The 23142-nt window shown below is 39.6% G+C and carries 22 protein-coding genes; 13 read left to right on the plus strand and 9 right to left on the minus strand.

The genetic code is table 11. The features are described 5' to 3' along the window. Nucleotides 1-231: 231 nt before the first annotated feature. The 3 genes from rapA (at nt 232) to ACJJVZ_RS17660 (ending at nt 5023) form a co-directional block, all read left to right on the plus strand. On the plus strand, nt 232-3126 hold the full coding sequence (gene rapA, locus ACJJVZ_RS17650; RefSeq protein ID WP_405602338.1) for an RNA polymerase-associated protein RapA: 2895 nt from the start codon (nt 232-234) through the stop codon (nt 3124-3126). A gap of 218 nt (nt 3127-3344) precedes the next feature. Next, nucleotides 3345-3998 carry a bifunctional tRNA pseudouridine(32) synthase/23S rRNA pseudouridine(746) synthase RluA gene (gene rluA / locus ACJJVZ_RS17655; protein WP_405602341.1) on the plus strand — a complete coding sequence of 218 codons (654 nt, stop codon included), beginning with the start codon at nt 3345-3347 and terminating at the stop codon, nt 3996-3998. A gap of 92 nt (nt 3999-4090) precedes the next feature. Continuing rightward, nucleotides 4091-5023, plus strand: a complete 933-nt coding sequence (locus ACJJVZ_RS17660) for a DUF3530 family protein (protein ID WP_405602344.1) — start codon at nt 4091-4093, stop codon at nt 5021-5023. Here ACJJVZ_RS17660 and djlA read toward each other — a convergent pair. Genes djlA through ACJJVZ_RS17675 form a run of 3 tightly spaced genes read right to left on the minus strand, consistent with a single transcriptional unit; the run spans nt 5006 to nt 7570 of the window. After that, complete coding sequence (djlA, locus tag ACJJVZ_RS17665) at nt 5006-5869, minus strand: co-chaperone DjlA (protein ID WP_182702937.1); 864 nt, start codon at nt 5867-5869, stop codon at nt 5006-5008. The genes ACJJVZ_RS17660 and djlA overlap by 18 nt on opposite strands. A gap of 25 nt (nt 5870-5894) precedes the next feature. Then, nucleotides 5895-6560: an N-acetylmuramate alpha-1-phosphate uridylyltransferase MurU gene (gene murU, locus ACJJVZ_RS17670; protein WP_405602347.1), complete on the minus strand. Its 666-nt coding sequence runs from the start codon at nt 6558-6560 to the stop codon at nt 5895-5897. After that, nucleotides 6557-7570: an aminoglycoside phosphotransferase family protein gene (locus ACJJVZ_RS17675; RefSeq protein WP_405602350.1), complete on the minus strand. Its 1014-nt coding sequence runs from the start codon at nt 7568-7570 to the stop codon at nt 6557-6559. Before ACJJVZ_RS17675 ends, murU begins: the two co-directional genes overlap by 4 nt. Nucleotides 7571-7681: 111 nt before the next feature. Here ACJJVZ_RS17675 and lptD point away from each other — a divergent pair, with 111 nt between their 5' ends. The 7 genes from lptD (at nt 7682) to ACJJVZ_RS17710 (ending at nt 16422) form a co-directional block, all read left to right on the plus strand. Beyond that, complete coding sequence (lptD, locus tag ACJJVZ_RS17680) at nt 7682-9928, plus strand: LPS assembly protein LptD (RefSeq protein ID WP_405602352.1); 2247 nt, start codon at nt 7682-7684, stop codon at nt 9926-9928. Between the two features lie 39 nt (nt 9929-9967). After that, nucleotides 9968-11263, plus strand: a complete 1296-nt coding sequence (gene surA, locus ACJJVZ_RS17685; protein WP_182702941.1) for a peptidylprolyl isomerase SurA — start codon at nt 9968-9970, stop codon at nt 11261-11263. Nucleotides 11264-11265: 2 nt separating this feature from the next. Further along, nucleotides 11266-12264, plus strand: coding sequence for a 4-hydroxythreonine-4-phosphate dehydrogenase PdxA (gene pdxA / locus ACJJVZ_RS17690; RefSeq protein ID WP_405602355.1), 999 nt, complete (start codon nt 11266-11268; stop codon nt 12262-12264). Then, nucleotides 12254-13060 (plus strand): 16S rRNA (adenine(1518)-N(6)/adenine(1519)-N(6))-dimethyltransferase RsmA, encoded by an 807-nt coding sequence (rsmA, locus tag ACJJVZ_RS17695; protein WP_077536923.1) that lies wholly within the window; start codon nt 12254-12256, stop codon nt 13058-13060. Before pdxA ends, rsmA begins: the two co-directional genes overlap by 11 nt. Further along, nucleotides 13044-13433, plus strand: a complete 390-nt coding sequence (apaG, locus tag ACJJVZ_RS17700; protein WP_138583877.1) for a Co2+/Mg2+ efflux protein ApaG — start codon at nt 13044-13046, stop codon at nt 13431-13433. Before rsmA ends, apaG begins: the two co-directional genes overlap by 17 nt. A 16-nt stretch (nt 13434-13449) precedes the next feature. Next, the gene (locus ACJJVZ_RS17705; RefSeq protein ID WP_405602387.1) at nt 13450-14268 is read left to right on the plus strand and encodes a symmetrical bis(5'-nucleosyl)-tetraphosphatase; all 819 of its coding nucleotides are present in this window, start codon (nt 13450-13452) and stop codon (nt 14266-14268) included. 138 nt (nt 14269-14406) lie between these two features. Then, on the plus strand, nt 14407-16422 hold the full coding sequence (locus tag ACJJVZ_RS17710) for a methyl-accepting chemotaxis protein (protein ID WP_405602390.1): 2016 nt from the start codon (nt 14407-14409) through the stop codon (nt 16420-16422). A 590-nt stretch (nt 16423-17012) separates the two neighbouring features. On the opposite strand, the gene ACJJVZ_RS17715 is transcribed toward ACJJVZ_RS17710, so the two are convergent. From ACJJVZ_RS17715 to rplU, 5 genes are all read right to left on the minus strand, one after another. Beyond that, the gene (locus tag ACJJVZ_RS17715; RefSeq protein ID WP_405602393.1) at nt 17013-17390 is read right to left on the minus strand and encodes a DUF3718 domain-containing protein; all 378 of its coding nucleotides are present in this window, start codon (nt 17388-17390) and stop codon (nt 17013-17015) included. A 77-nt stretch (nt 17391-17467) separates the two neighbouring features. After that, the gene (gene folA, locus ACJJVZ_RS17720) at nt 17468-17959 is read right to left on the minus strand and encodes a type 3 dihydrofolate reductase (RefSeq protein WP_405602396.1); all 492 of its coding nucleotides are present in this window, start codon (nt 17957-17959) and stop codon (nt 17468-17470) included. Nucleotides 17960-18031: 72 nt separating this feature from the next. Beyond that, nucleotides 18032-19183: an Obg family GTPase CgtA gene (gene cgtA / locus ACJJVZ_RS17725; protein WP_077536917.1), complete on the minus strand. Its 1152-nt coding sequence runs from the start codon at nt 19181-19183 to the stop codon at nt 18032-18034. Between the two features lie 153 nt (nt 19184-19336). After that, nucleotides 19337-19594 (minus strand): 50S ribosomal protein L27, encoded by a 258-nt coding sequence (gene rpmA, locus ACJJVZ_RS17730; protein ID WP_002957747.1) that lies wholly within the window; start codon nt 19592-19594, stop codon nt 19337-19339. Between the two features lie 16 nt (nt 19595-19610). Further along, nucleotides 19611-19922, minus strand: coding sequence for a 50S ribosomal protein L21 (rplU, locus tag ACJJVZ_RS17735; protein WP_182701009.1), 312 nt, complete (start codon nt 19920-19922; stop codon nt 19611-19613). A 422-nt stretch (nt 19923-20344) separates the two neighbouring features. On the opposite strand from rplU, the gene ispB reads away from it, so the two are divergent. Next, a complete protein-coding gene (gene ispB / locus ACJJVZ_RS17740) occupies nt 20345-21316 on the plus strand; it encodes an octaprenyl diphosphate synthase (RefSeq protein WP_405602401.1) in 972 nt (323 codons plus the stop codon). A gap of 73 nt (nt 21317-21389) precedes the next feature. Here the strand turns inward: ispB and mdh are convergent, their stop codons facing one another. Further along, nucleotides 21390-22322 (minus strand): malate dehydrogenase, encoded by a 933-nt coding sequence (mdh, locus tag ACJJVZ_RS17745; protein ID WP_007586102.1) that lies wholly within the window; start codon nt 22320-22322, stop codon nt 21390-21392. A gap of 34 nt (nt 22323-22356) precedes the next feature. Between mdh and ACJJVZ_RS17750 the strand changes: the two genes are divergently transcribed. Continuing rightward, a complete protein-coding gene (locus ACJJVZ_RS17750; protein WP_125825543.1) occupies nt 22357-22542 on the plus strand; it encodes a hypothetical protein in 186 nt (61 codons plus the stop codon). A gap of 5 nt (nt 22543-22547) precedes the next feature. Beyond that, nucleotides 22548-23015 (plus strand): transcriptional regulator ArgR, encoded by a 468-nt coding sequence (gene argR, locus ACJJVZ_RS17755; RefSeq protein ID WP_024611653.1) that lies wholly within the window; start codon nt 22548-22550, stop codon nt 23013-23015. Nucleotides 23016-23142: the final 127 nt, after the last annotated feature.

Genomic DNA, 23142 nt, shown 5'->3' on the forward strand with positions numbered 1-23142 from the left:
CAATACTTAATTGCCAAGGCATAATGTAAGTTTAGTCTATTTGTCATAAAAGTCCGTTTTATTACAAACCATAATTAGTTTTGATTTATAAAAAAATTAGCCATAAACAAGTTGTGTTAATAGTAATAATTAACACTTACAAAATTAATTAAAAGTGAGCCAAATAGCGCCTTGCAGTGGTGTTAGCTTACAGGTAACATAGCCGCCTTTTTCATCATAGACGAGACATACATGAATTTTTCCTTAGGTCAGCGTTGGATCAGTGATACAGAGTCAGATTTAGGATTAGGCACCGTTGTTGCCATTGAAGGCCGTCAGGTCAGCATATTATTTCCTGCCAGTGGTGAGAGCCGTGTTTACTCTTGTGCAGAAGCACCTGTTACCCGTGTGGCGTTTAATCCTGGCGATGTAATCAAAAGCGTTGAAGAATGGGAATTAGAAGTAGAGTCTATTGAAGTACAAGGCGAGTTACTGTGTTATCACGGCACACGTGTTGATAACGGCGAAACAGCCAAGCTTAAAGAAACCTTTTTAGATCATTTTATTAAGTTTAATAAACCACAAGATCGTTTATTTGCAGGTCAAGTCGATCGTTTTGATCGCTATACACTTCGCTACCAAACGTGGTTACATAAATTTGAACGTGAACAATCGCCTATTAAAGGCTTAATTGGTCAGCGTGCTAATCTTATTCCGCACCAGCTTTATATTGCCCAAGAAGTGGGTAAACGTTTTGCACCTCGCGTACTTTTATCAGATGAAGTAGGCCTTGGTAAAACAATTGAAGCGGGCATGATTTTACATCAACAAATTATTAGTGGTCGTGCGAGCCGCGTATTCATTGTTGTACCAGAAAATCTACAACACCAATGGTTAGTAGAAATGCTACGCCGCTTTAACTTACGTTTTTCTATTTTTGATGAAGAGCGCTGCGACGAAGCATTTGCTGACTCTCCAAACGTATTTGATACAGAGCAACTAGTACTTACCAGTCTTGAGTTTTTAACCAAGAAAAAACGCTGGTTTGAACAAGCAACGCTTGCTGATTGGGATCTTTTAGTAATAGATGAAGCCCATCACCTAAGTATTAACAACGGTAAGCCAAGCTCAGAGTACCAACGTATGGCAGAGCTTAGCCAAGATATTCCGGGCCTTATTTTACTTACAGCAACACCTGATCAACTTGGTCACAGCAGTCACTTTGCACGTTTACAGTTACTCGATCCAGACCGCTTTTACGATTACGACGTGTTTAAAGAAGAAGAAGCAAATTATAAAGACGTAGCCGAAGCTGCAAATCAATTACTGCAAGAGCAAGGGCTAGATGACACAGCCAAAGCCACGCTAATTGAGCTATTAAAAGAAACCGATATTACTGATATTCTTGCAAAAGCACAGCAAGGTGATTTACCAGCACGTAAAGAAATACTTAACATGCTGCTCGATCGCCACGGCACAGGTCGTATATTATTTAGAAACAGTCGCAGCGGCATTGATGGCTACCCAAGTCGTAAATTACACGCCTACCCAATGGCATTGCCAAAGCAGTATAAAACCGCAATGTCGGTTCTCGGTAACATGGGCGGCATTCAAAATCCTGAACTAAGTGCACACCGCGCTCTTTTTCCTGAAAAAATATTTCAAGAATTTGAAGGTGAAAGCGCAAGCTGGGGTTTATTCGACCCACGTGTTGATTGGTTAATCGACACCCTTAAAACGCTTAAGCGCGAAAAAGTACTGCTTATCTGTGCTAAAGCTGAAACAGCTATCAGCCTTGAGCAAATACTGCGTGAACGCGAAGCAATTAAAGCGTCAGTATTTCACGAAGGCATGTCTATTATTGAGCGTGACCGCGCTGCTGCATTTTTTGCAGATGAGTACGACAACGCACAAATATTACTGTGTTCAGAAATTGGCTCAGAAGGTCGTAATTTCCAGTTCTCGCATCACTTAGTGTTGTTTGATTTACCACTAAACCCGGACTTACTAGAGCAGCGTATTGGTCGATTAGACCGTATAGGTCAAACGCAAGATGTGAACATTCACGTGCCATATTTTGAAAACACCGCTCAAGAAGTATTACTACGATGGTATAACGAAGGCCTAGACGCATTCGAATCTACATCAACAACGGGGCAAATGCTTTATAAAGAGTTTCGCGATGACTTACTTGAATATATTTCTGCGCATAACTGCGATGAAGACGAACTCGATCCATTACTTGAGCAAGTAGCACAACAAAATGCGGTACTGCGTAAAAAAATGGAAAGCGGACGAGATCGTTTACTCGAACTACATTCATCGGGTCAAGGTGCTGCCGACTCGCTTGTAGCTGATATTGAAAAACTCGATAACCAGTTTGAGTTACCAAGCTACATGATCAACGTGTTTGATACATTCGGCGTAAGCCAAGAAGATAAAGGCGAAAACACCATTATCTTAAAGCCAACTGAGCACATGTTAAGTGCCTCATTCCCATCGCTTAAAGACGATGGCATGACGGTTACCTTTGATCGTGACACGGCTCTTTCGCAAGAAGACGTGCACTTTGTTAGTTGGGATCACCCAATGGTGCAAGGTACCATGGATATGATTTGTGACGACGACTTTGGTAGCGCATCGGTAGCATTGCTTAAAAACAAAAAGTTACCACCAGGCACCTTTTTTGTTGAGCTTATTTTTGTTGCAGAAGCAATGGCACCAAAAGTATTACAGGTTGGTCGCTTTTTACCGCCTACACCAATTCGTATATTGCTTGATAAAGCAGGTAATAACTTAGGTGAGAATGTGGCTTTTGAAGGTTTTAACCAGCAGTTATCTGCTGTTGGCCGTCAAACAGCAAGTAAACTTGCAGGTGCACTACAAAGCGCTGTCCACCCGATGATCACTACCGCTAAAGATATGGCACAAGAAAAACTTGAAGTTATTCGTGCAGCGTCGCTTGTTAAAATGCAAACGTCACTCAGTGAAGAGCAAGAGCGACTGGTTGCCCTTAAGCAAATTAACCCGAATATTCGCCAAGAAGAAATAACATTTTACGATAAGCAACGCAACGACCTAACTACGTACATTGAAAAAACGCAGTTACAACTTGATGCCATTCGACTAATCGTGGTTTCACACTAAAGCTCCTACTGTAAGCCACTAGAAAACGATTGCTAGTGGCTGTAAATTAAAAAAGCGCGATACTTATATCGCGCTTTTTATATCTAAAAATACGAAGGGTGAATAAATAGAACTGCGGTTTTTCACTTCAACCTTTAAAACTAAGCCAGCCATACTCATCTTGTATCTCCCCGACTAATTCACTAAAATGGCGCCCTTAAAAATCATTAAGGCAGGCTGTGTTAGTTAACTATAATCCCCCAATGAGCCCGTATTTAACAATACTTTTCCAAGACGACGATTTGCTCATCGTTAATAAACCCAGTGAGTTATTAACCGTCCCGGGTAAAGATCCTAAACACGCCGATTGCTTAATAAGCCGTGTTAATCGTGTTTTTCCAACTGCTAAAATAGTCCACCGTTTAGATATGGCAACATCAGGCATACTTTGCCTTGCTATGAATAAAGCAGCCCACAGGCATTTAAGCATGCAGTTTCAAGAGCGCGAAACCGCTAAGCGTTATATTGCGCGTGTATTTGGGCAGCTTGAGGTCGATACCGGAACCGTGGATTTGCCGCTTATTTGTGATTGGCCTAACCGCCCTAAACAAATGGTTGATCACGAAAATGGTAAGCCATCACTTACACATTTTAAAATACTTGAACGCGAAGCAGATGCTACCCGTGTAGAGCTAACGCCAATAACTGGGCGCTCACATCAGTTACGTGTGCATATGCTAAGCCTTGGCCACCCTATTTTAGGTGATAGGCTCTATGCTCATAAAGACGCACTTGCCGCAGCGCCCCGCTTACAACTGCATGCACAAATGCTGCAACTAAAGCACCCAGTAACAGAGCAAGTACTTACATTTGAAGCCGAGCTTGAATTTTAATAAGCCTTACTAATAGTGATTATTAAATCATAACGCTAAACTTTTAGCGTGCAGCGCCGATATCTAATTAGTATTAATTATTTAGGTTTATTATGGTATTTGCACCATTTTTAAAAAATACGCTGTTTAACGTATTACTAAGCAGTACGTTATTTTTAGACATGCAAGTATCTGCTGCTGAGCACATTGCTCCACCGAGTCTATCAAGCATTGAAAACGGCGATATTGAACGTCTACTGCCTAATGATGAAATAAAATCAATACTTGCAGGCGACAACGAATTTTTAAGTTTATACAGTGAATACATGAGCGCCGACTTTAGAGGTATTGTGTTACTTATACCTGATTGGCAAACCGCTCCTACTAACAATGCGGGGATGAGTTTTTTACGTAAAGAGTTAAATAACTTAGGCTACACAACTTACGCGATGACCGTACCCGATATAGATTGGCAAGCCAGCAAGATAGCACCTCCAATCACACCTGAAACAGCCACCTCAATACCCGGCACGACCGAAAATGCAGACAAACCTACTGACATAAAAAAACAGCCTGAGCCACATCATGTCGATGCAATAGAGAAAGTAACGAACGAAGTAATTGATAATTATAAAATAAATTTAATTGCTCGTTTTAATGCGCTATACCAAACTGCAATGAAGGAGCCTAGTAACATAGTGGTTATTGCGCAAGGCACCAGTGCAGGAGTGTTGCTAGAACACTATGCTGAATTTACAGATTCACAACTTAATGCATTTATTAGTTTAAGCAGCTATTTACCTAACACTAAGCGTAATAAAGATTTAAGCCAAACAACATCACTTGTTACGCCAGCCTTACTCGATATTTACTACGCTGATGACAACAATGAAATTTTAATGAATCTTAAAAATCGCCAACGCTGGGTTAACCGTAATGCTAAATTTGATTATCGCCAACGCCAGCTATTTGGCCTGCGCGATCAACCAGAGCAACACGCACGTTTGACTAAAGAAATTGACGGTTTTCTACGCCGCCTTTTTTAAATACTCGTAAGCAGCCTGAATATCTTGGCTTTTTTTAACAGCCAGCTCCATCATGTGCTTTGGTAATCCTTGCGATACCAGTTTATCAGGATGGTGCTGCGCCATTAACTTACGATACGCTACTTTTATCTCACGTTCAGTAACACCATCATTAAGCCCTAGTAGCGCAAGTGCTTGTGCACGATCCATATTATTATTTGGTGGTACATGATGGCCAGAACCTTCACGATAGCTACTGCTTTGCCCTTGGCTTTGTTGCTGCTTGAAGCGTTGTTGATGCTGCCTAAAGTTAAACTCAGCTTGGTAGCGTTTTAGTACAAACGCAAAATGTGTTTTAGAAATACCTAGCTGCTTACTAACTTCATGAAGAAGTTGTTTTTCTTGCTCAGCTAATACCCCATCGGAAAAGGCCATTTGAATTTGAATTTCTAAAAACAATTGCATCAAATCATGACGTTTAGCAAAACGTTCTTTAAAATCACTTACGGTTTCTTTGAGTGAAAAATCTACACCTTTACCCGATGAAAAAGCATATTGAGCCTCACGACGATCCTCCCCTTTCAAGCCCATTTCATCCATAAATAAATTGGCTGCTTTTATATGTACCTCACTAATTCGGCCATTCGATTTTGCGATGTGACCCATAACAGCAAAACAGCTCGAAAAGAATAACGCTTGACGCTCGTGTACATCGTCACCTTTAAATAAGCTTGAAAATCCACCCGCTTTATCAAAGTCACTTTTTAGGCTTTTATCAAATAAATGGCCTAAGTAAAGGCCAAGAATGGCTCCAAAAAATCGGCCAAACATAAAGCCAAAACAAAAACCGAGTATTTTTCCCCACATCTAAATAACTACCTTTTAGTAAATTTTATGTATTGGCTAGCGCTAAGCGCTCATTAAGTGCCACTAAACGCTCGGGTGTACCTATATCATCCCACTGACCAATATAGAGTTCGGTTGAGATTAAACGTTCACTTAATTTTTTACGCAATATTGGCCCAAGTGGACAGCTACCCAGTTCAATACCTTTAAAAAAGTCCGCTTGGTAACGACTAATACCTGAGAATGTATATTTTGGACTTTCGGGCGATAAATGGCTTAACGTAAAATCTCCCTCAGGGTTATGTGGTGGATTTTCTATTAATACTATATGCGCCTCACCTGGCTGTAAGTGCAACTGAGCAAGCGAGCTGACATCGTAATCGGTAAATACATCGCCATTAATAACAATAAATGAATCCCCCAGTAATGGTAGCGCTTGAATAATGCCACCTGCAGTTTCAAGCCCTCCCTTAATTTCTTGGCTGTACTCTATGCTTACACCAAATTGGCTACCGTCTTTAAAGTAATCTTTAATTTTATCACCTTGCCACGCGAGATTTATTACAATGCCCTTAATACCAGCGGCTTTTAAACTATTAATGTGGTGCTCAATCAGCGGTTTTCCAGCCACTTTTAGCATAGGCTTTGGCATGTTTTGGGTGAGTGGCATCATGCGTTGTCCGCGCCCTGCAGCTAGAATCATCGCTTTCATTTGCGCTCCTTTGCTAACTTTTCAATCACTTTTGGCACTATGCTATTTTTAGTCCAATCACTCAACGCTTTAAGCTCGGGATAATTAGCCGCTACCTCAATGATGTAATCAAGAGTAGGTAAAATATTGTCTAAATAGCCGGCCTTACCATCGCGTAAATATAATCGACAAAAAATACCTGCCGCTTTTAGATGGCGTTGCAGGCCCGTTAAATCAAACCAATATTTAAACTCATTAAAGGAAGTGTTAGCCACTAAGTTTTGACGAGTAAACTCACCGTAACCAAATTCAAGTAAAGTTGTTAGCTCATCTTTTGGTAATTTAAAGTAACAATCGCGTAGTAGCGATACGAGATCATAGCAAAGCGGACCGCGAACTGTATCTTGATAATCTATAATTGCCCATTGACCATCGCTATTCATTATATTGCGACTATGGTAGTCGCGATGCATTGTTACCGTAGGTTGAGCTAACATGACCTCAGTTAAAAGCTTGCAGCTTGCTTGCCACATTGTTTGCAGTTGGGTATTTGACTCTAAGGTTGATTCAAGATCTATAAAATCATTAACTAACCATTGTTTAAATATATCTAATTCAAGCGTAATAAAATCTTTGTTATAAGCTTGCATGTATGGCGATGCCGGTGTTTTTGCCCACTGCGCACTTAACGTAATTAACTGTTGATAGTACGTGACCCTATTTACATCGTCGAGCATATCAGCCAAATGTGTACACCCTAAATCACTCAATATAAAAAAGCCCTGTGTTTCATCACTGGCTATAATACGAGGTAATAAAAAGCCGTGTTCAGTAAATACAGGATTGAGCAGTATATAAGGAGTGTTATTCACTTTTTGTGGATCTGAGTCCATCACTATAAAGCGCTTATTAGCGTAATTTAAACGATAATAACGCCTAAAACTCGCATCGGCCGTAATAGCCGTTAAGGTAGCTACCTGAGTATTAAAGTGTGTGTTTATAAATTGCTGTAAATTTTTAAAGCGTGTCATTTTATAAGATATCTACTTTTCACTAAGTTAATTAGGTCAATTACTGTATTTGCCATTATTTTCCTTTATTATGTCTAGTCTAAATAAAATAAAAAACATTGAGGTCTATAAATGAGCAAAACCTGGGGCATATTGATGCTAAGCGTTCTTAGCGCACCATCGCTTGCCGAAACTGAATTTGCGCACAAATTTTGTGGCACTTCAATGCAAACCAGAGCTTGGCAACCGCTTCCAGGTCTCAAACTTGGTACCGTTGACATTAAAGCTGATGATGTAGAGCTCTTGGGCACCCAAAGCGCTGAGTTTACCGGCAATGTTGATATTAACACCGTTAAGATGAGTTTGTCCGCACAAACTGCCCTGATAGACAAGCAACGCGGTTTATTAAATGCAACAGGCCCAATTACTTACCGAGATGCCATTAGCCAAATAAGTAGTACGGGCTTAAACGCTGACCTAAATAATTCAGAAGTTAGTTTGCTTGGTGCAGACTACAGCTTAACTGAGCAACAAGGTAAAGGCGGTGCTGAAAAGCTATCAATTAATGAGTCTGGCTTAATGCTCATGAATGCAAGCTTTACTGCTTGCCCTGGCGAAACCCCTGCATGGGAAATCGAAGCGGACGAAATTAATTTATCGCGCGAGGAAGGCTGGGGCGAAACACATAACGCTATATTACGAATTCTTGATACACCCGTTTTGTATTTGCCATATTTTACTTTCCCGCTTGATGAGCGCCGCAAATCGGGCTTGCTTACACCAAACATCTCAAGTTCGGATAAATATGGACTTGAAACAATAACGCCATATTACTGGAATATTGCACCTAATTTAGATGCCACCATTACGCCACGCTACATGTCGCGCAAAGGCCTGCAACTACAAACAGAGTTTAGATACTTAACAGAGCAGCACGAAGGCTTAGTCGGTATAGAGTACTTAAACAAAGATGACTCTGAACCCGATCTTGGTGAACGTTATATGTTTCATTGGCAACAAAGAAGCTATATAGGTGAAAATTGGCGCGCCAACGTTGATATCAGTAACGTGAGCGATGATAACTATATTACTGATCTAAAATCTAACTACGCCAGTAAAACTGACACTCAATTATATCGTACAGGTTCATTAACCCATCTCGGCGAGACGTGGCGGACAGATATTAAAGTACAAAACTTTGAAGTACTAGGTGATCATTTAAAGTCATATACCGCAATACCGCAAATTAACTTTACGCAAACAGCACCGTGGCGCGTTGATAATTTTGATTTAAGTATCGCTGGTGAAATAAGCCATTTTACGAATGACTCAGCAGTTATTGATCAAGCAACACGTGTTCATATTGAGCCTAAAGCACGCTTTGATTATAAAGAGCATGCATGGTCTTTTTTGTCTGAAATAAGTTTATTGCAAACAAACTATAAGCAACATGGTGATTTAGAAGGAACACAATATCGCGAAAGCATATCTCGAACAATTCCAAAAGTTCGCTTATATTCTCAACTCAATTTTGAGCGTGATACATCCTATTTTATTGAAGATGGTATTCAAACCCTAGAGCCACAAATTCAATATTTGTATACAACCAATAAAGATCAATCTGATATAGGCTTGTTTGATACCACTAAACTACAAGACGATTACTACGGTTTATTTAGAGACGTTCGCTTTTCGGGTGTTGACCGCATTGCTGCTGCCAATCAATTCACTCTTGGTGCAACAACGCGCTTGTTCGATAAAAAACAAGAAGAGGTATTTAACTTTAGTGCCGGACAAATATTTTATTTAAGTGATTCAGCTAAGCCGACAGAGCAAGGGCTAGCCTCTGGTACTAATTACAATGCATTATTTGCGGCACAAACCATGTTACATTGGCATCGCCGTTGGTACTTCTCTGGCGGTATTCAATATGATACCGATAGTAAACAGATGATCCAATCAAATGCGACCTTAGATTATAAAGGTGACAATAATCAACTAGTACAATTGAACCATCGCTATGCAAATGATGTCTCAGGAAATACAATTGAACAAGCAGGCGTTTTTACAAGCATTCCAATTAGTGACGAATGGAAGTTTATTGCAAGCTATCATCGTGACCTCGATAATAATAGAAGTGTTGAAATATTGAGTGGCTTGCAGTATGAATCATGCTGTTGGGCATTCCAAATTACTGGCCATCGTCAAATTGAAACAGATTTGAATCAGTCAATAGGACAAGAGCAAGCAACTTTTGATTCAAGTATTCGTTTGAATTTTGTATTAAAAGGGCTTGGTAGTAAAAACAGTTACGGTGCACAAAAATTATTACAGCAAGGTATTTTTGGTTATCGTAGACCGTATTTTCTTAATAACTAGTATCACAATAGTACTATTAGCAAGAGTAGTAAAAAGAATATGAATTTAAAAAAATTATTAACATCAGCAGTTTTAAGTGTCAGCCTTTGCCAAAGTGCAGTAGCAGCTCCGGTAGAGATTGATAAGGTCGTAGGCGTTGTAAACGAAGGGGTTATTTTAAAAAGCGAAGTTGACACCATTATAAATCGTGTTAAAAAGCAAGCCAAAGAGCAAAATCAACAACTGCCTAAAGACGAAACACTTCGTGTACAAGCAATAGAGCGTTTAGTAAGTCAAACGCTAATGATGCAAATGGCCGATCGTATGGGCCTAGAAATATCTGATAGCCAACTTGATCAAACATTAGCAAGCATGGCTAAAGATCAAGGCGGAAGCATTGCCGATTTACGTCGCACTATTGAAGACTCAGGCGAGAGCTTTCAAGCATACCGAGAAGAAATACGCAGAGAAATTACGACGCAACAAGTAACGCGAGCAAATGTAGATCGTCGCATTTACATTAGCGAGCAAGAAGTTGATAATCTATTAAAAATCATGGAGAGCCAAGGTCAAAATACTGAAGAGTATGATATTGGTCATATCCTCATTGATATCCCTAACAATGCAAGCGCTGATGAAATCGCTGATGCGAAGGTTCGTGCAGATAAAGTCATTGAGTTTTTGCAAGACGGCCAAGAATTTAAACGTATTGCAATTTCTTCATCTAGTGGTTCAAAAGCACTTGAAGGCGGACAACTTGGTTGGATGGGCATCAATGAAATGCCGTCATTATTTGCGGAAGCAGTAAAGGGCCAAAAAAGCGGCGCTATTATTGGTCCACTTCGTTCTGGTGCTGGCTTTCATATTATTAAAGTTCAAGAAATCCGTGGACGTCAAGTTGTTGAAACAACTGAAGTTAAATCTCGACATATACTGATTAAACCATCAATTATTTTAAGTGAAGAAAAAGCACGTAATATGCTTATTGGTTTTGCCAAAGAGTTGCGCGCAGGCACTGCAGATTTTGCCGAGTTAGCTAAAGAACATTCTGAAGATCCTGGTTCAGCACTTAAAGGCGGTGAATACGACTGGACCGACCCAACAACATACGTTCCAGCATTTAAAGATGCCCTACTTTCACTCAACCAAGATGAAATTAGCGAACCATTTAGAACTCAATACGGTTGGCATATAGTTCAGCTATTAGGTAAACGTGTGGCTGATAAAACAGACTTAGCTAAACGTAATCGCGCACACGGCATGCTATTTAACCGTAAATTTAAGGAAGAAAGTTTTAATTGGCAGCAAGAAATGCGCGAGCAAGCTTACGTAAACATTCTTCCTACAGACGAGTAAATATGACTTTACGAATTGCTATTACTCCAGGCGAGCCTGCTGGTATCGGCCCAGACTTGCTACTCACGCTTGCTCAGCAAGCGTGGGATGCACAGCTTGTTGTTATTGCAGATAGCTCACTACTCAAAGAGCGCGCAAAACATCTTGGTTTATCGATTAATTTAATTAAATTTGATGAGAATAAGCCAGCATTACCCGCTCCAGCAGGCAGTGTATACATAGATCAAGTCGATTTAGCTGCTAAGGTAGAGCTTGGTGTACTGAACGATGCAAATGGTCAATATGTATTAGATACTTTGCGCATAGCAAGTGAAAAAAATATGAATGGCACATACGATGCTGTTGTTACTGGGCCTGTGCATAAAGGCATTATTAACAAAGCTGGCATCTCGTTTAGCGGCCATACAGAGTACTTTGCACAGCAATCAAATACCGCTGATGTGGTGATGATGTTAGCAACTGAAGGACTTAGGGTTGCACTCGTAACAACTCATATACCGCTTGCTTACGTATCACGTGCGATTACCGAAGATAGATTAATCAAAGTTGCTGGGATTTTAAATCACGACTTACAAACTAAGTTTGGTATCGACAAACCTCGAATATTAGTGTGTGGATTAAACCCACATGCAGGAGAGGATGGCCACCTTGGCCGTGAAGAAATAGAAACGATTACTCCGACACTCGAAATACTGAGAAGCCAAGGAATGAATCTAATTGGCCCTTTACCTGCCGACACTCTGTTTCAAGATAAATATTTATCGCAAGCAGATGCAGTACTTGCTATGTATCACGATCAGGGTTTACCTGTGCTAAAATACAAAGGATTTGGTAAATCGGTGAATATAACGCTCGGCTTACCATTTATTCGCACCTCAGTTGACCATGGTACTGCGCTAGATTTAGCCGGTGCAGGTACAGCCGATGTTGGCAGTTTTGAATTAGCGATCCGCGAAGCAATTAAGCTCGCCCAAGAAAAAGCACAAATCAATGACCGATAAAGTACATTTAGGACACCGCGCCCGTAAACGTTTTGGGCAAAACTTTTTATTCGACGAAATGATTATCGATAAAATAGTCTCTGCTATCGATCCTAAACCAGAAGACAACTTAGTAGAGATTGGACCTGGCCTTGGCGCAATTACAGAACCTGTTGCTGAGCTAAGTGGCCACCTAACGGTTGTTGAATTAGATAAAGATTTAGCGCAACGTTTAATTGAACACCCTTTTTTAGGTCCTAAGCTAACAGTAAACCAAGGCGATGCAATGACGTTTGACTTTGCAAGCTTAGTTAGAGATGACAAAAAATTAAAAGTGTTTGGTAACTTACCTTATAATATTTCAACACCATTATTGTTCCACCTTTTTGAGTTTGCTGACAATATTGAACACATGCACTTTATGCTACAAAAAGAAGTAGTAAAACGTATGGTGGCAGGCCCTGGCAGCAAAACGTTTGGTCGCCTAAGCGTAATGACTCAATATTACTGTAACGCAATGCCAGTGATAGAGGTTCCACCAGAGTGTTTTAAACCTGCACCTAAGGTAGATTCGGCTGTAATTCGCCTAATACCTAAGAAACCAGAACAACGCACTGCAAAAAGCGTTAAAATTTTAAATACGGTTTGTCTAGAAGCCTTTAACCAACGTCGTAAAACATTACGAAATAGTTTAGGTAACCTACTAACCGCTGAAGAGCTTACCAGCATTGGAATAGATGTAACATTACGTGCTGAACGCTTATCTTTACAACAATTTATTGATATAGCTAACTGGATTTATGACAACAAGCAGTAATATTGGATCACCTGTAAAAGTATCGGTAGAAACATTTTACGTAGAAGGCCAATCACAACCTGAAATTGAAAAATACGTATTTGCTTATTCGGTAACAATTAGAAATCACAGCCTTTGTAGTGCTAAATTACTCAGTCGATACTGGTTGATAACAGATGCAAATGGTAAAGAAATTGAAGTTGAGGGCGAAGGAGTTGTAGGTGAAATGCCCACAATCGGGCCTGGAGAAAGTTACAAATATACGAGCGGTGCTATCCTCGATACGCCAGTAGGTACAATGCAAGGGCATTATACTCTGCGCAACGAATTTGGTTCTGAGTTCCAAGCCCCAATTAACGTGTTTCGTTTAGCATGCCCTAATATTTTACATTAAGTAATGGCTATATCTGATGGCTGATTATGCGATAGGTGATTTACAAGGCTGCTTTAATGAGTTTAACGCCTTACTGCAACGAGTTGACTTTAATCCCAGTAAAGATCATCTTTATTTAGTGGGCGATATAATAGCACGAGGGCCGGACTCCCTAGCTTGCTTAGATTATATTTATAAGCACCAAAATAGCGTAACCATCACTCTTGGCAATCATGATCTGCACATGATTGCCTGTCATTATCTTAATAAACCCGCCAACCCAAAAGATAAACTCGTTCCAATATTTGATAGCAATAAACTACAGCGCTATGTTAGTTATTTGCAAACTCAACCACTTGCATTATATTTAGAAAAACATAATAGTTTTATATCCCATGCTGGACTCAATCCTGATTGGTCAGTTAAGCAAGCATTAAAACACGCGCAATTTGCACAGACCTGTTATCAATCAAATAACGCTAAAATGTTTTTTAAACTGATGTATCAACCTCATCCTATAGCGTGGTCAAGCGTTCTCGATGAATTTGAAAAGTTTCGATACATAATTAACTACTTCACTCGGATGCGCTTTTTAACACTCGAGAATAAGTTAGAACTTAATGCAAAAGGCACAATAACCCAGAGTAACACTTTAAATCCTTGGTTTTGTCATCCAAATATTTACAATGCAAAACACGACATTGTTTTTGGTCACTGGGCTGCTCTTAAAGGTGAAACGGGTTACAAGCACGTACATGCTTTGGATACAGGCTGTGTATGGGGTAACAGCATGACCTTAATGGAACTCGCGAATAAAAAAAGAATTACCGAAAAATCTCATCTTTTGTCTAAATAAACTGAAAAAAAACTGTACATCTGTTAGGTTTGTAGACTAAGAGTTAAAATATAATTAAATATATTGTTGTTAATTACTTAACTTATCAGCATAAATGCCGATAAGTTTTAAATGAAGTACTTTTGAGTGGAAATCCATATGAATCTAACTGTAAGGCAACGTATCTGGGGTGGTTTTATATTCATCACACTTTTACTTTTAATAATTGGTGGCAACTCTCTAATAAAAATAGCCAATATTGACCGTTCTACTCAAAAAGTGAACCTCTTATCGCTTCCTGCATTGAACAAGAGTTCTGAGCTACAAGCCGAATTTATCTTAATGAGTAAAGCTGCCCAAGCTAGCTTTTATACCTCGTCAGCAAGTGAGCTGGAGCCAATAAAAAAACGTGTACTAGAACAAAAAAAGTTATTCGATACGCTTCATAGCGAACTACAGGCTGTTGTTAAAGAAGATCCCGAACTAAGTCAAAACAGCCAAAATGTAGAAAAAACATATTTAAGCTTTTTAGGCACTGTTGAGAACTTAATCGCAGACAAAGCAAAACAACTCGCGCTAAATAAAACATTAAAAGCGCAGCTTGAAAAAATAGAGCTTAATGCTGAAGACGCGAACTCTTTGGTTCTTGATATCATTGATATTGATGGATTAGAAGAAAATCACCCTCGCGCATTTCAAGCCGCTAATAATTTAGAAAACAACTTTATGTCAGTTGTAAGTAACAGTACAGATATGCTGACTGTTAAAACACTTAACACACTCGATATTGTTAAAAATGAGCAAACTTATTATCTAGATGAAGTGATACGCACAGTCGCTTTAATCAAGCCAGCTATAGAGCAAAGCCATAGTGATTTATTTGGTAGCCTTAAAGGGTTTGTTGATACTCTAGAAAACAACATAAAAGGCAGCAATAGTTTGGCTGCAAATAAAAAGCGGTTAATTGATGCGATTACGCTTACAGAAAAAGAACTTGCGCAATCTGAACAAGCAACAAAAATGGCACTAAATCAAATTGATGAATTAGTTAACCGCGCTAGTGACGAAGCATTTAAACTTCAAGAAGGGGTTCGTAATGATGTAGATTCTGCCAATTTATGGACATGGGTTGGTATGATCATTGCGACTATTCTTGCGATTCTTATTGCAGTTATTACCGTAAGCCGAATTACCAAACCGCTTGCAGAGGTTAATCGAATTTTAGATATTGTTGCTAGTGGTGACATGACACAGCGATTAGATGACAGTGCTAAAGATGAATTTGGCGAACTATCGAAAAGTTGTAACACATTAATAGATAGCTTACGTAGCTTGATTAAAGGTATTATTTCTCGCTCAACTCAACTTGCTGCTGCATCTGAGCAGACATCTGCAATTACAGCGGAATCAAGCCAAGCAATTCGTAATCAACAGGCTCAGGTTGAGCAAGCTGCAACTGCAACAACCGAAATGAGTAGTACATCGCAAACAGTTAGCAATAGTGCGCAGCAAGCCCTAAGTGAAATTAAAAATGCCGATAAAGAAGCTGAACGCGTTAAAGGTATTTCTAATAATAATAAATCAACTATTGAGCAATTAGCTCGTGAAGTTGATGACGCCTCTCAGGTTATTAATAAACTACATCAAGACAGTGCATCAATTGGCAGTATACTAGATGTAATACGTGGTATTGCAGACCAAACTAACTTGCTTGCATTAAATGCTGCGATTGAAGCAGCTCGTGCTGGTGAGTATGGCAGAGGTTTTGCCGTTGTAGCTGACGAGGTGCGCTCTTTAGCAAGTAAAACGCAAGAATCTACCCAAGAGATACAATCAATGATTGAATCACTGCAGACTGGCGCAGAAGCGGCCGTAACGGCAATGGGCAAAGGTAAGCAGCGTGCCGTATCGTGTGTTGAACAATCAGATCTTGCAAGCACTGCTCTTGACTCAATCACATTTGCTGTATCACAAGCTCACGATGTCAGTGAAGAAATCTCCACTGCCGCGCTTGAGCAGCAGCAAGTAGCCCAAGAAATTAGCGAGCGCCTTGAATCAATTGTAGCGATTGCAGAACAAACAGCTGAAGGTGCAAGTCAAACTAACATTTCGAGCTCTGAAGTTGCGAAACTAGCTGAAGAATTACGCTTATCTGTAGATGCTTTCAAAGTGTAAATTCGAACTTATAACTTAATAAAAAAGCCGTATTTAATAACTTAAATACGGCTTTTTTATTTAGAGCACTATATTTAAATAGACTCCCCTACCCTTTACGTCATCAACATGCCTTAGTAAATATCTTAACCAGAGTTCAGGTTAAGTAGAAACCAAGTAACAAAGAGTTAACCATCCCTAGAAAGAACCCAAAGAGCAGCGCATGTTTGGTGTTTATGCTACGTTATCGCCTATTTATGGGGAATAACCACACCACATAGGCTCTGCCTTGCCTAAATGCCAAACACACTGCTGAAAAATCAATCACGAAAGGTCAACATATCCAAGGGCTACAACGACGATTAAAAGTAATGTGATTTGTCAAATTCAGAAGGTGACTAGTGGTTGTTATAAAAACGAGGGGAACGGTCAAGTAAAATAGCGAAGTTTACGAACTGCCTGATGGTGATTATTATGTTCATTGCAGGTGCAATTTTAGCGAGGTGAAAAAATACTATTTTAAAACAAGAACGCTCCAAATAAAGGAGCGCTTTTTTATATAAAACCATACCTCATTAAATAAAGGGTATATGGAGTTTTACTTTTCTTAATTAAAGACCTGCACGCTCTTTAATTACAGCAATAAGAGGTGAACCACCGTTACCATTACTTTCAGCCCAAGCGATGTCTGCACCATCTGCAAGTGAGCTCTTCGATAGGTTTTTAACTATGTACTCACCAGTGCTAACGGCATTGCTTGCGACAGCATGGCGTAATAAGTTATTACCATTACATTGGACTGCATCATAAATATTACGAATTTTTACACGAGAGCTTTTAAGTTTACTACGTAGGCGATTTTTATCATCAGCAGCAATATATTCACAAATGGATACCGCTAATTGATCGTCAGCATTTACAGGCGCTGTATAAGAAAATGAACCAACTGCAACAGCAGCAATAACAACTAACTTTGATAATTTAGACATGATACACCTTTATGGTACTTTATTCCTATGTTGATTGGTCAATATTGTATCAACTAACTAAAGATACCGCAATAATGTTATTTAATTTTGTATAAAGTTACGAATTTATAACTAGATTTGTTTTTTTCATCAGCTTGTTTACTTTCTTCTTCTTTTATTTCCCAATTAGCAACTTTTTGGTAATCAGGAAACTGTGTATCACCCTTAATATCTAAATCTATAAACGTTAAATATAGGCGATCAGCATGCTCTAAAAATTGCTGGTAAATATTCCCACCACCAATAATCATCACTTCTTCCACATCACCAACTAGATCTAAAGCAGCCTCTGGTGTTGTAACAATCTCAATGCCTTCCGCACAGTATTTGCTATTTCGAGTGATAATAATATTACGACGACCCGGTAAAGGACGCCCTATTGACTCAAACGTCTTACGACCCATTATTACCGGCTTACCCGTTGTTATTCTTTTAAAGTGCTGTAAGTCGGCGGGTAAATGCCAAGGCATTTTATTCTCTAAACCAATTACACGATTATTTGCCATTGCAGCAATCATTGAAATTACCATTCTAAATACCTAAAACTTTATAATTAAACAAAGAAAAAGGAGCGATTGCTCCTTTTATATAATTAACTGTAATTAACGCTCGTAGACAACTTCCACGTCGTAATCATCTTCATTCCAGTCATCCCAATCATCATCGTCGCCTTTAGTGGCTTTTTTATGATAAGTGTCCCACTTAAACTCTATTTCTTCATCTTTTATTTCAGCAAACTTTTCTTTCGGCATGCTATCTAATAACGTCATGATGTTGTGAATTAAAGGCTGAGTATTGAGTTTATTAATCGCTGAAATGTTATAAATATTTTCAGTCTCTCCAAGCTCTTCAGCTATTTTTTCGCATAAAGCTTTTGCTTCATCCTCAGGTAACAAATCTATTTTGTTGAATACCAACCAACGTGGCTTTTCAGCTAATTTTGGACTGTACTGATGCAGTTCATTAATTATTGCAAAAGCATTATCAATAGGGTTTGAACCATCTGCTGGCAGTAGATCAATGATATGTAATAGCACACGACAACGCTCTAAATGCTTTAAGAATTGTATTCCTAGACCAGCACCATCAGAAGCCCCCTCGATTAAGCCTGGTATATCGGCAATAACGAATGATTTATTTGCCTCAGGGCGTACAACACCTAAGTTAGGTATAAGCGTAGTGAATGGGTAGTCAGCCACTTTCGGTCTAGCTGCAGATACACTACGTATGAATGTCGACTTACCTGCATTTGGCAAGCCTAGTAAGCCTACATCAGCTAATAGCAGTAGCTCTAGCTTCAGGTTACGTACTTCACCTGGTGTACCTAATGTTTTTTGACGAGGCGCTCGGTTAGTACTTGATTTAAAACGCGCATTCCCCAAGCCGTGGAAACCGCCTTTTGCAACTAGAATTTTTTGACCATGTTGAGTTAAATCGCCAAGCCCTTCTTGCGTTTCAACATCCATAATACGCGTACCAACCGGCACCATAACAAACAAATCATCTGCTTTTCTGCCAGTACAATTACGGCTACGACCATTTGTACCGCGTTCAGCTCTGTGAAAGCGCTCAAATTGATAATCGATAAGGGTATTTAAGTTTTCATCAGCTTGTAGATAAACACTACCACCGTCTCCACCGTCACCGCCATCAGGTCCACCATCAGGAACATATTTTTCACGACGGAAAGACACGATACCGCTGCCACCGTCACCAGCTTCTGCGCGAATTTCTACTTCATCTACAAACTTCATGATTACTCACTTTAGGGATTGGCTTGTTAATTTAACTATTATATACCGAAGTAGCCTTTAGAGCACACAACGAAAAAACACTTAGGTATATATTATAAAAGAACTGAAAACAAAAAACCCCGCAAAGGCGGGGTTTTTTAACTACCTTACTGATTACTCAGTTACGATAGTTACGTATTTACGGTTTAAAGGACCTTTCTGTTCAAATTGAACTTTACCATCTGCTTTTGCGAAGATAGTGTGGTCTTTACCGATACCTACGTTAGTGCCCGGGTGAAAACGAGTTCCACGCTGACGTACAATGATGCTACCCGCTAGAACTGATTCGCCACCAAAACGCTTAACACCTAGGCGTTTGCTTTCTGAATCGCGACCGTTACGAGTACTACCAGCTGCTTTTTTATGTGCCATTTCTAAGTACCTCTAATTAAGCGCTAATGCCAGTGATTTTAACTTCAGTGAACCATTGACGATGGCCCATTTGATTACGAGAATGCTTACGGCGTCTAAATTTAACAACCTTAATCTTCTCACCGCGACCATGTGAAACAACCTCAGCTGTTATTTTACCACCGTTTACGAACGGTACACCGATCTCGATTTTCTCACCATCAGCAACTAAAAGCACTGAATCAAATTCAACTGCCGCACCAGTTTCAACGTCTAATTTTTCAAGACGAATCGTTTGACCTTCAGTCACACGATGCTGTTTACCACCACTTTGGAAAACCGCGTACATAATTAACTCCGTCTGTGCGCCCTCAAATCGGCGCAACTAAAATATTCTTCGATAGGGCGCGAAGTTTACGCTAATGCGAAAAAACTAGCAACCCTCTTTTGTAATTAAAACGAATAAAAAGTAGCTGCATTGAGGACAATTCATTATTTCCTCCATTTTATATTAATTAGCCCTTTTGCCAAGCGCTTTTTAACCATTAGCTAAAATAAACTATCGCAGCTAACTAGGAGCGTTACAGTATAATAATTAAACTTAACTGACAGTGCATTTTGATTATCAATTAATCAGTTACTTTGCCAAATTAAGCCTCTATTCAATACTTTAATAGTGTTTTTTCAATCAATCGTCACAAAATATCGAGCTAGTGCATTTTTTGTTGTACAATCTGCGCCGTTCACACATAAAAATTGGCTCGGAGATCAATGGATATACAAGCTATCCAGGCGTTAATCAAAAGCGATATGAATGACGTCAATCAACTTATACATGCGCAAATGCGTTCAGATGTGGCGTTAGTTAACCAGCTTGGTTTGTATATAGTTAATAGTGGCGGCAAGCGTGTTCGTCCAATGTTAGCTATTTTAGCAGCCAAAGCACTCGGTTATCAGGGTAAAGATCATATAACGCTTGCGACAATTGTTGAGTTTATTCATACAGCAACGCTATTACATGATGATGTTGTAGATGAATCAAACTTGCGTCGTGGCACGCCTACTGCAAATGCTGAATTTGGCAATGCTGCGAGCGTACTTGTAGGTGATTTTATTTATACTCGCTCATTTCAGCTAATGGTTGGCCTAGGCAAAATGCAAATTATGCAAATACTTGCCGATGCAACCAATATAATTGCTGAGGGTGAAGTACTGCAATTAATGAACTGTAATGACCCAGATACAACTGAAGCTAGCTATATGCAGGTTATTTACTCTAAAACAGCTAAGTTGTTTGAAGCAGCCACCGGCCTTGCTGCGATCATTACAGAGCAAGATCAAGCTACGCTTGATGCACTAAACCTATACGGTATGCATTTAGGCACCGCGTTTCAGTTAGTAGATGATGTACTCGATTACAACGCAGATGCCGACCAATTAGGTAAAAACATTGGCGATGATTTAGCTGAAGGTAAGCCAACGCTTCCGCTTATTTATGCTATGCAGCACGGTAATGAGCAACAAACACAACTCATTCGTGATGCAATAGAACACAGTAATGGCATGGATCATTTAGAAGAAATTTTATCTGCACTTAAACAAACCAACGCGCTAGAATTTACAATGCAAAAAGCAGAGCTTGAAGCTGACAAAGCCATTACGTGTTTAGACTTTTTAGCTGAGTCTGACTATAAGCAAGCTCTCATAAGCCTTGCCCGAATTGCGGTTAATCGCGACCACTAGTTACACAGTGTGAACTTAATTCTGAGCAAAAAAAAGCCTGCAAATGCAGGCTTTTTTTTGCTCAAACCGGCTATTACGCCATGAAATCAACACCTTCTTTGATGTCTTTTTTCAGTGTTTCAAGCATGTCATTTTTTGCTTTTGTTTCAAATGCGCTTAGTTCGCCGTAAGAAAGGATTTCTTCTACGCCGTTTTTACCTAAACGTACTGGGTGTGCAAAGTACTCTGCATCACCATTTTCAACAGCAACGTACGCGTAATCTACAACTTCCTCACCCTGTAGGCCTTTAACTAAAGACATACAAAAACGAGCAGCAGCAGCGCCCATAGATAACGTAGCTGAACCACCGCCTGCTTTAGCATTTACAACTTCAGTACCTGCATTTTGGATACGTGGAGTAAGTGCAGCAACCTCTTCATCAGTGAAAGAAACACCTTCAACTTGAGAAAGTAGAGGCAGGATAGTTGTGCCAGAGTGACCACCAATTACTGGTACTTTCACTGTTGCTACGTCTACGCCTTTTAGCTCAGCAACAAATGCTTCTGAACGAATAACGTCAAGCGTAGTAATACCGAATACGCGTTTAGCGTCGTAAGTACCCGCTTTTTTGAATACTTCAGCAACAATTGGAACGGTGCCGTTTACTGGGTTAGTAATAATACCAACTAACGCTTTAGGACAGCTAGCAACAATGCCTTCTGCTAACGTTTTGATGATACCAGCATTCACATTAAATAAATCAGCACGGTCCATGCCTGGTTTACGTGGCATACCCGCTGGAATAAGAACGATGTCAGAGCCTTCAAGCGCTTTGTTTAGTTCATCTGCGCCAAAACCTGCTACTTTAACATCTGTTGGGATGTGAGAAAGGTCAACCGCAACACCTGGTACTACTGGTGCAACATCATAAAGTGATAATTCAGAGCCAGCTGGCAAGCCTGTTTTTAATAATAAAGACAATGCTTGGCCGATACCGCCTGCAGCACCTAATACAGCAACTTTCATTGGAATTCTCCGTCATTTGAGGTAGGAAATATTTGTGGCTCTTAAGATAATGAAATTAGCGACTAAAAACAAATTTATCCTGTGTATTTCAGGTATATTTTCGACCATAGTTGTAAACTTTATTGGTTTATCGCATCAAACTGGCAAGTTAACTAAACAACTACTGCATAATTATTCATTATTGTGTAGAATTTACGACATAAATAACAAAAATGAATAAAGACTATGCAACCGCAAGATAAACAAGAAGCACTGGTAAAAGCATTTAAATCACTTTTAAAAGAAGAGAATTTTGGCTCTCAAGGCGAAATAGTTGACGCGTTAAAAGAGCAAGGTTTTGATAATATCAGCCAAAGCAAAGTATCTCGGATGCTAAGTAAGTTTGGTGCGGTACGTACACGTAACGCTAAACAAGAAATGGTCTACTGTTTACCTGCAGAAATGGGCGTTCCCACGGCAAAGAGCCCATTACGCCAATTAGTAATCGACATTATGCACAACGAAATGATGATCATTATTCGCACAAGCCCAGGGGCTGCTCAACTTATTGCGCGTTTACTCGATTCGTTAGGTAAAGCAGATGGCGTGCTAGGGACCATTGCAGGCGACGATACAATATTCATTGCACCTGCAAAAATATCTGAAATAGACGTCACACTAGAGCGCGTAAGACTATTATTCGATAACGTTTAATACCAACCGGTTTATATATGGGGTCTATTTAACGATAAGGAAATTGCGCTATAACTAGGCAAAGATTTTTATATCTAGTTGCTCTAAATAAAAAATTTTTAACAACGTTATAGAGTGATTTAATTCG

Source organism: Pseudoalteromonas sp. Ld19 (assembly GCF_045064135.1).
Classification (GTDB): Bacteria; Pseudomonadota; Gammaproteobacteria; order Enterobacterales; family Alteromonadaceae; genus Pseudoalteromonas; species Pseudoalteromonas aliena.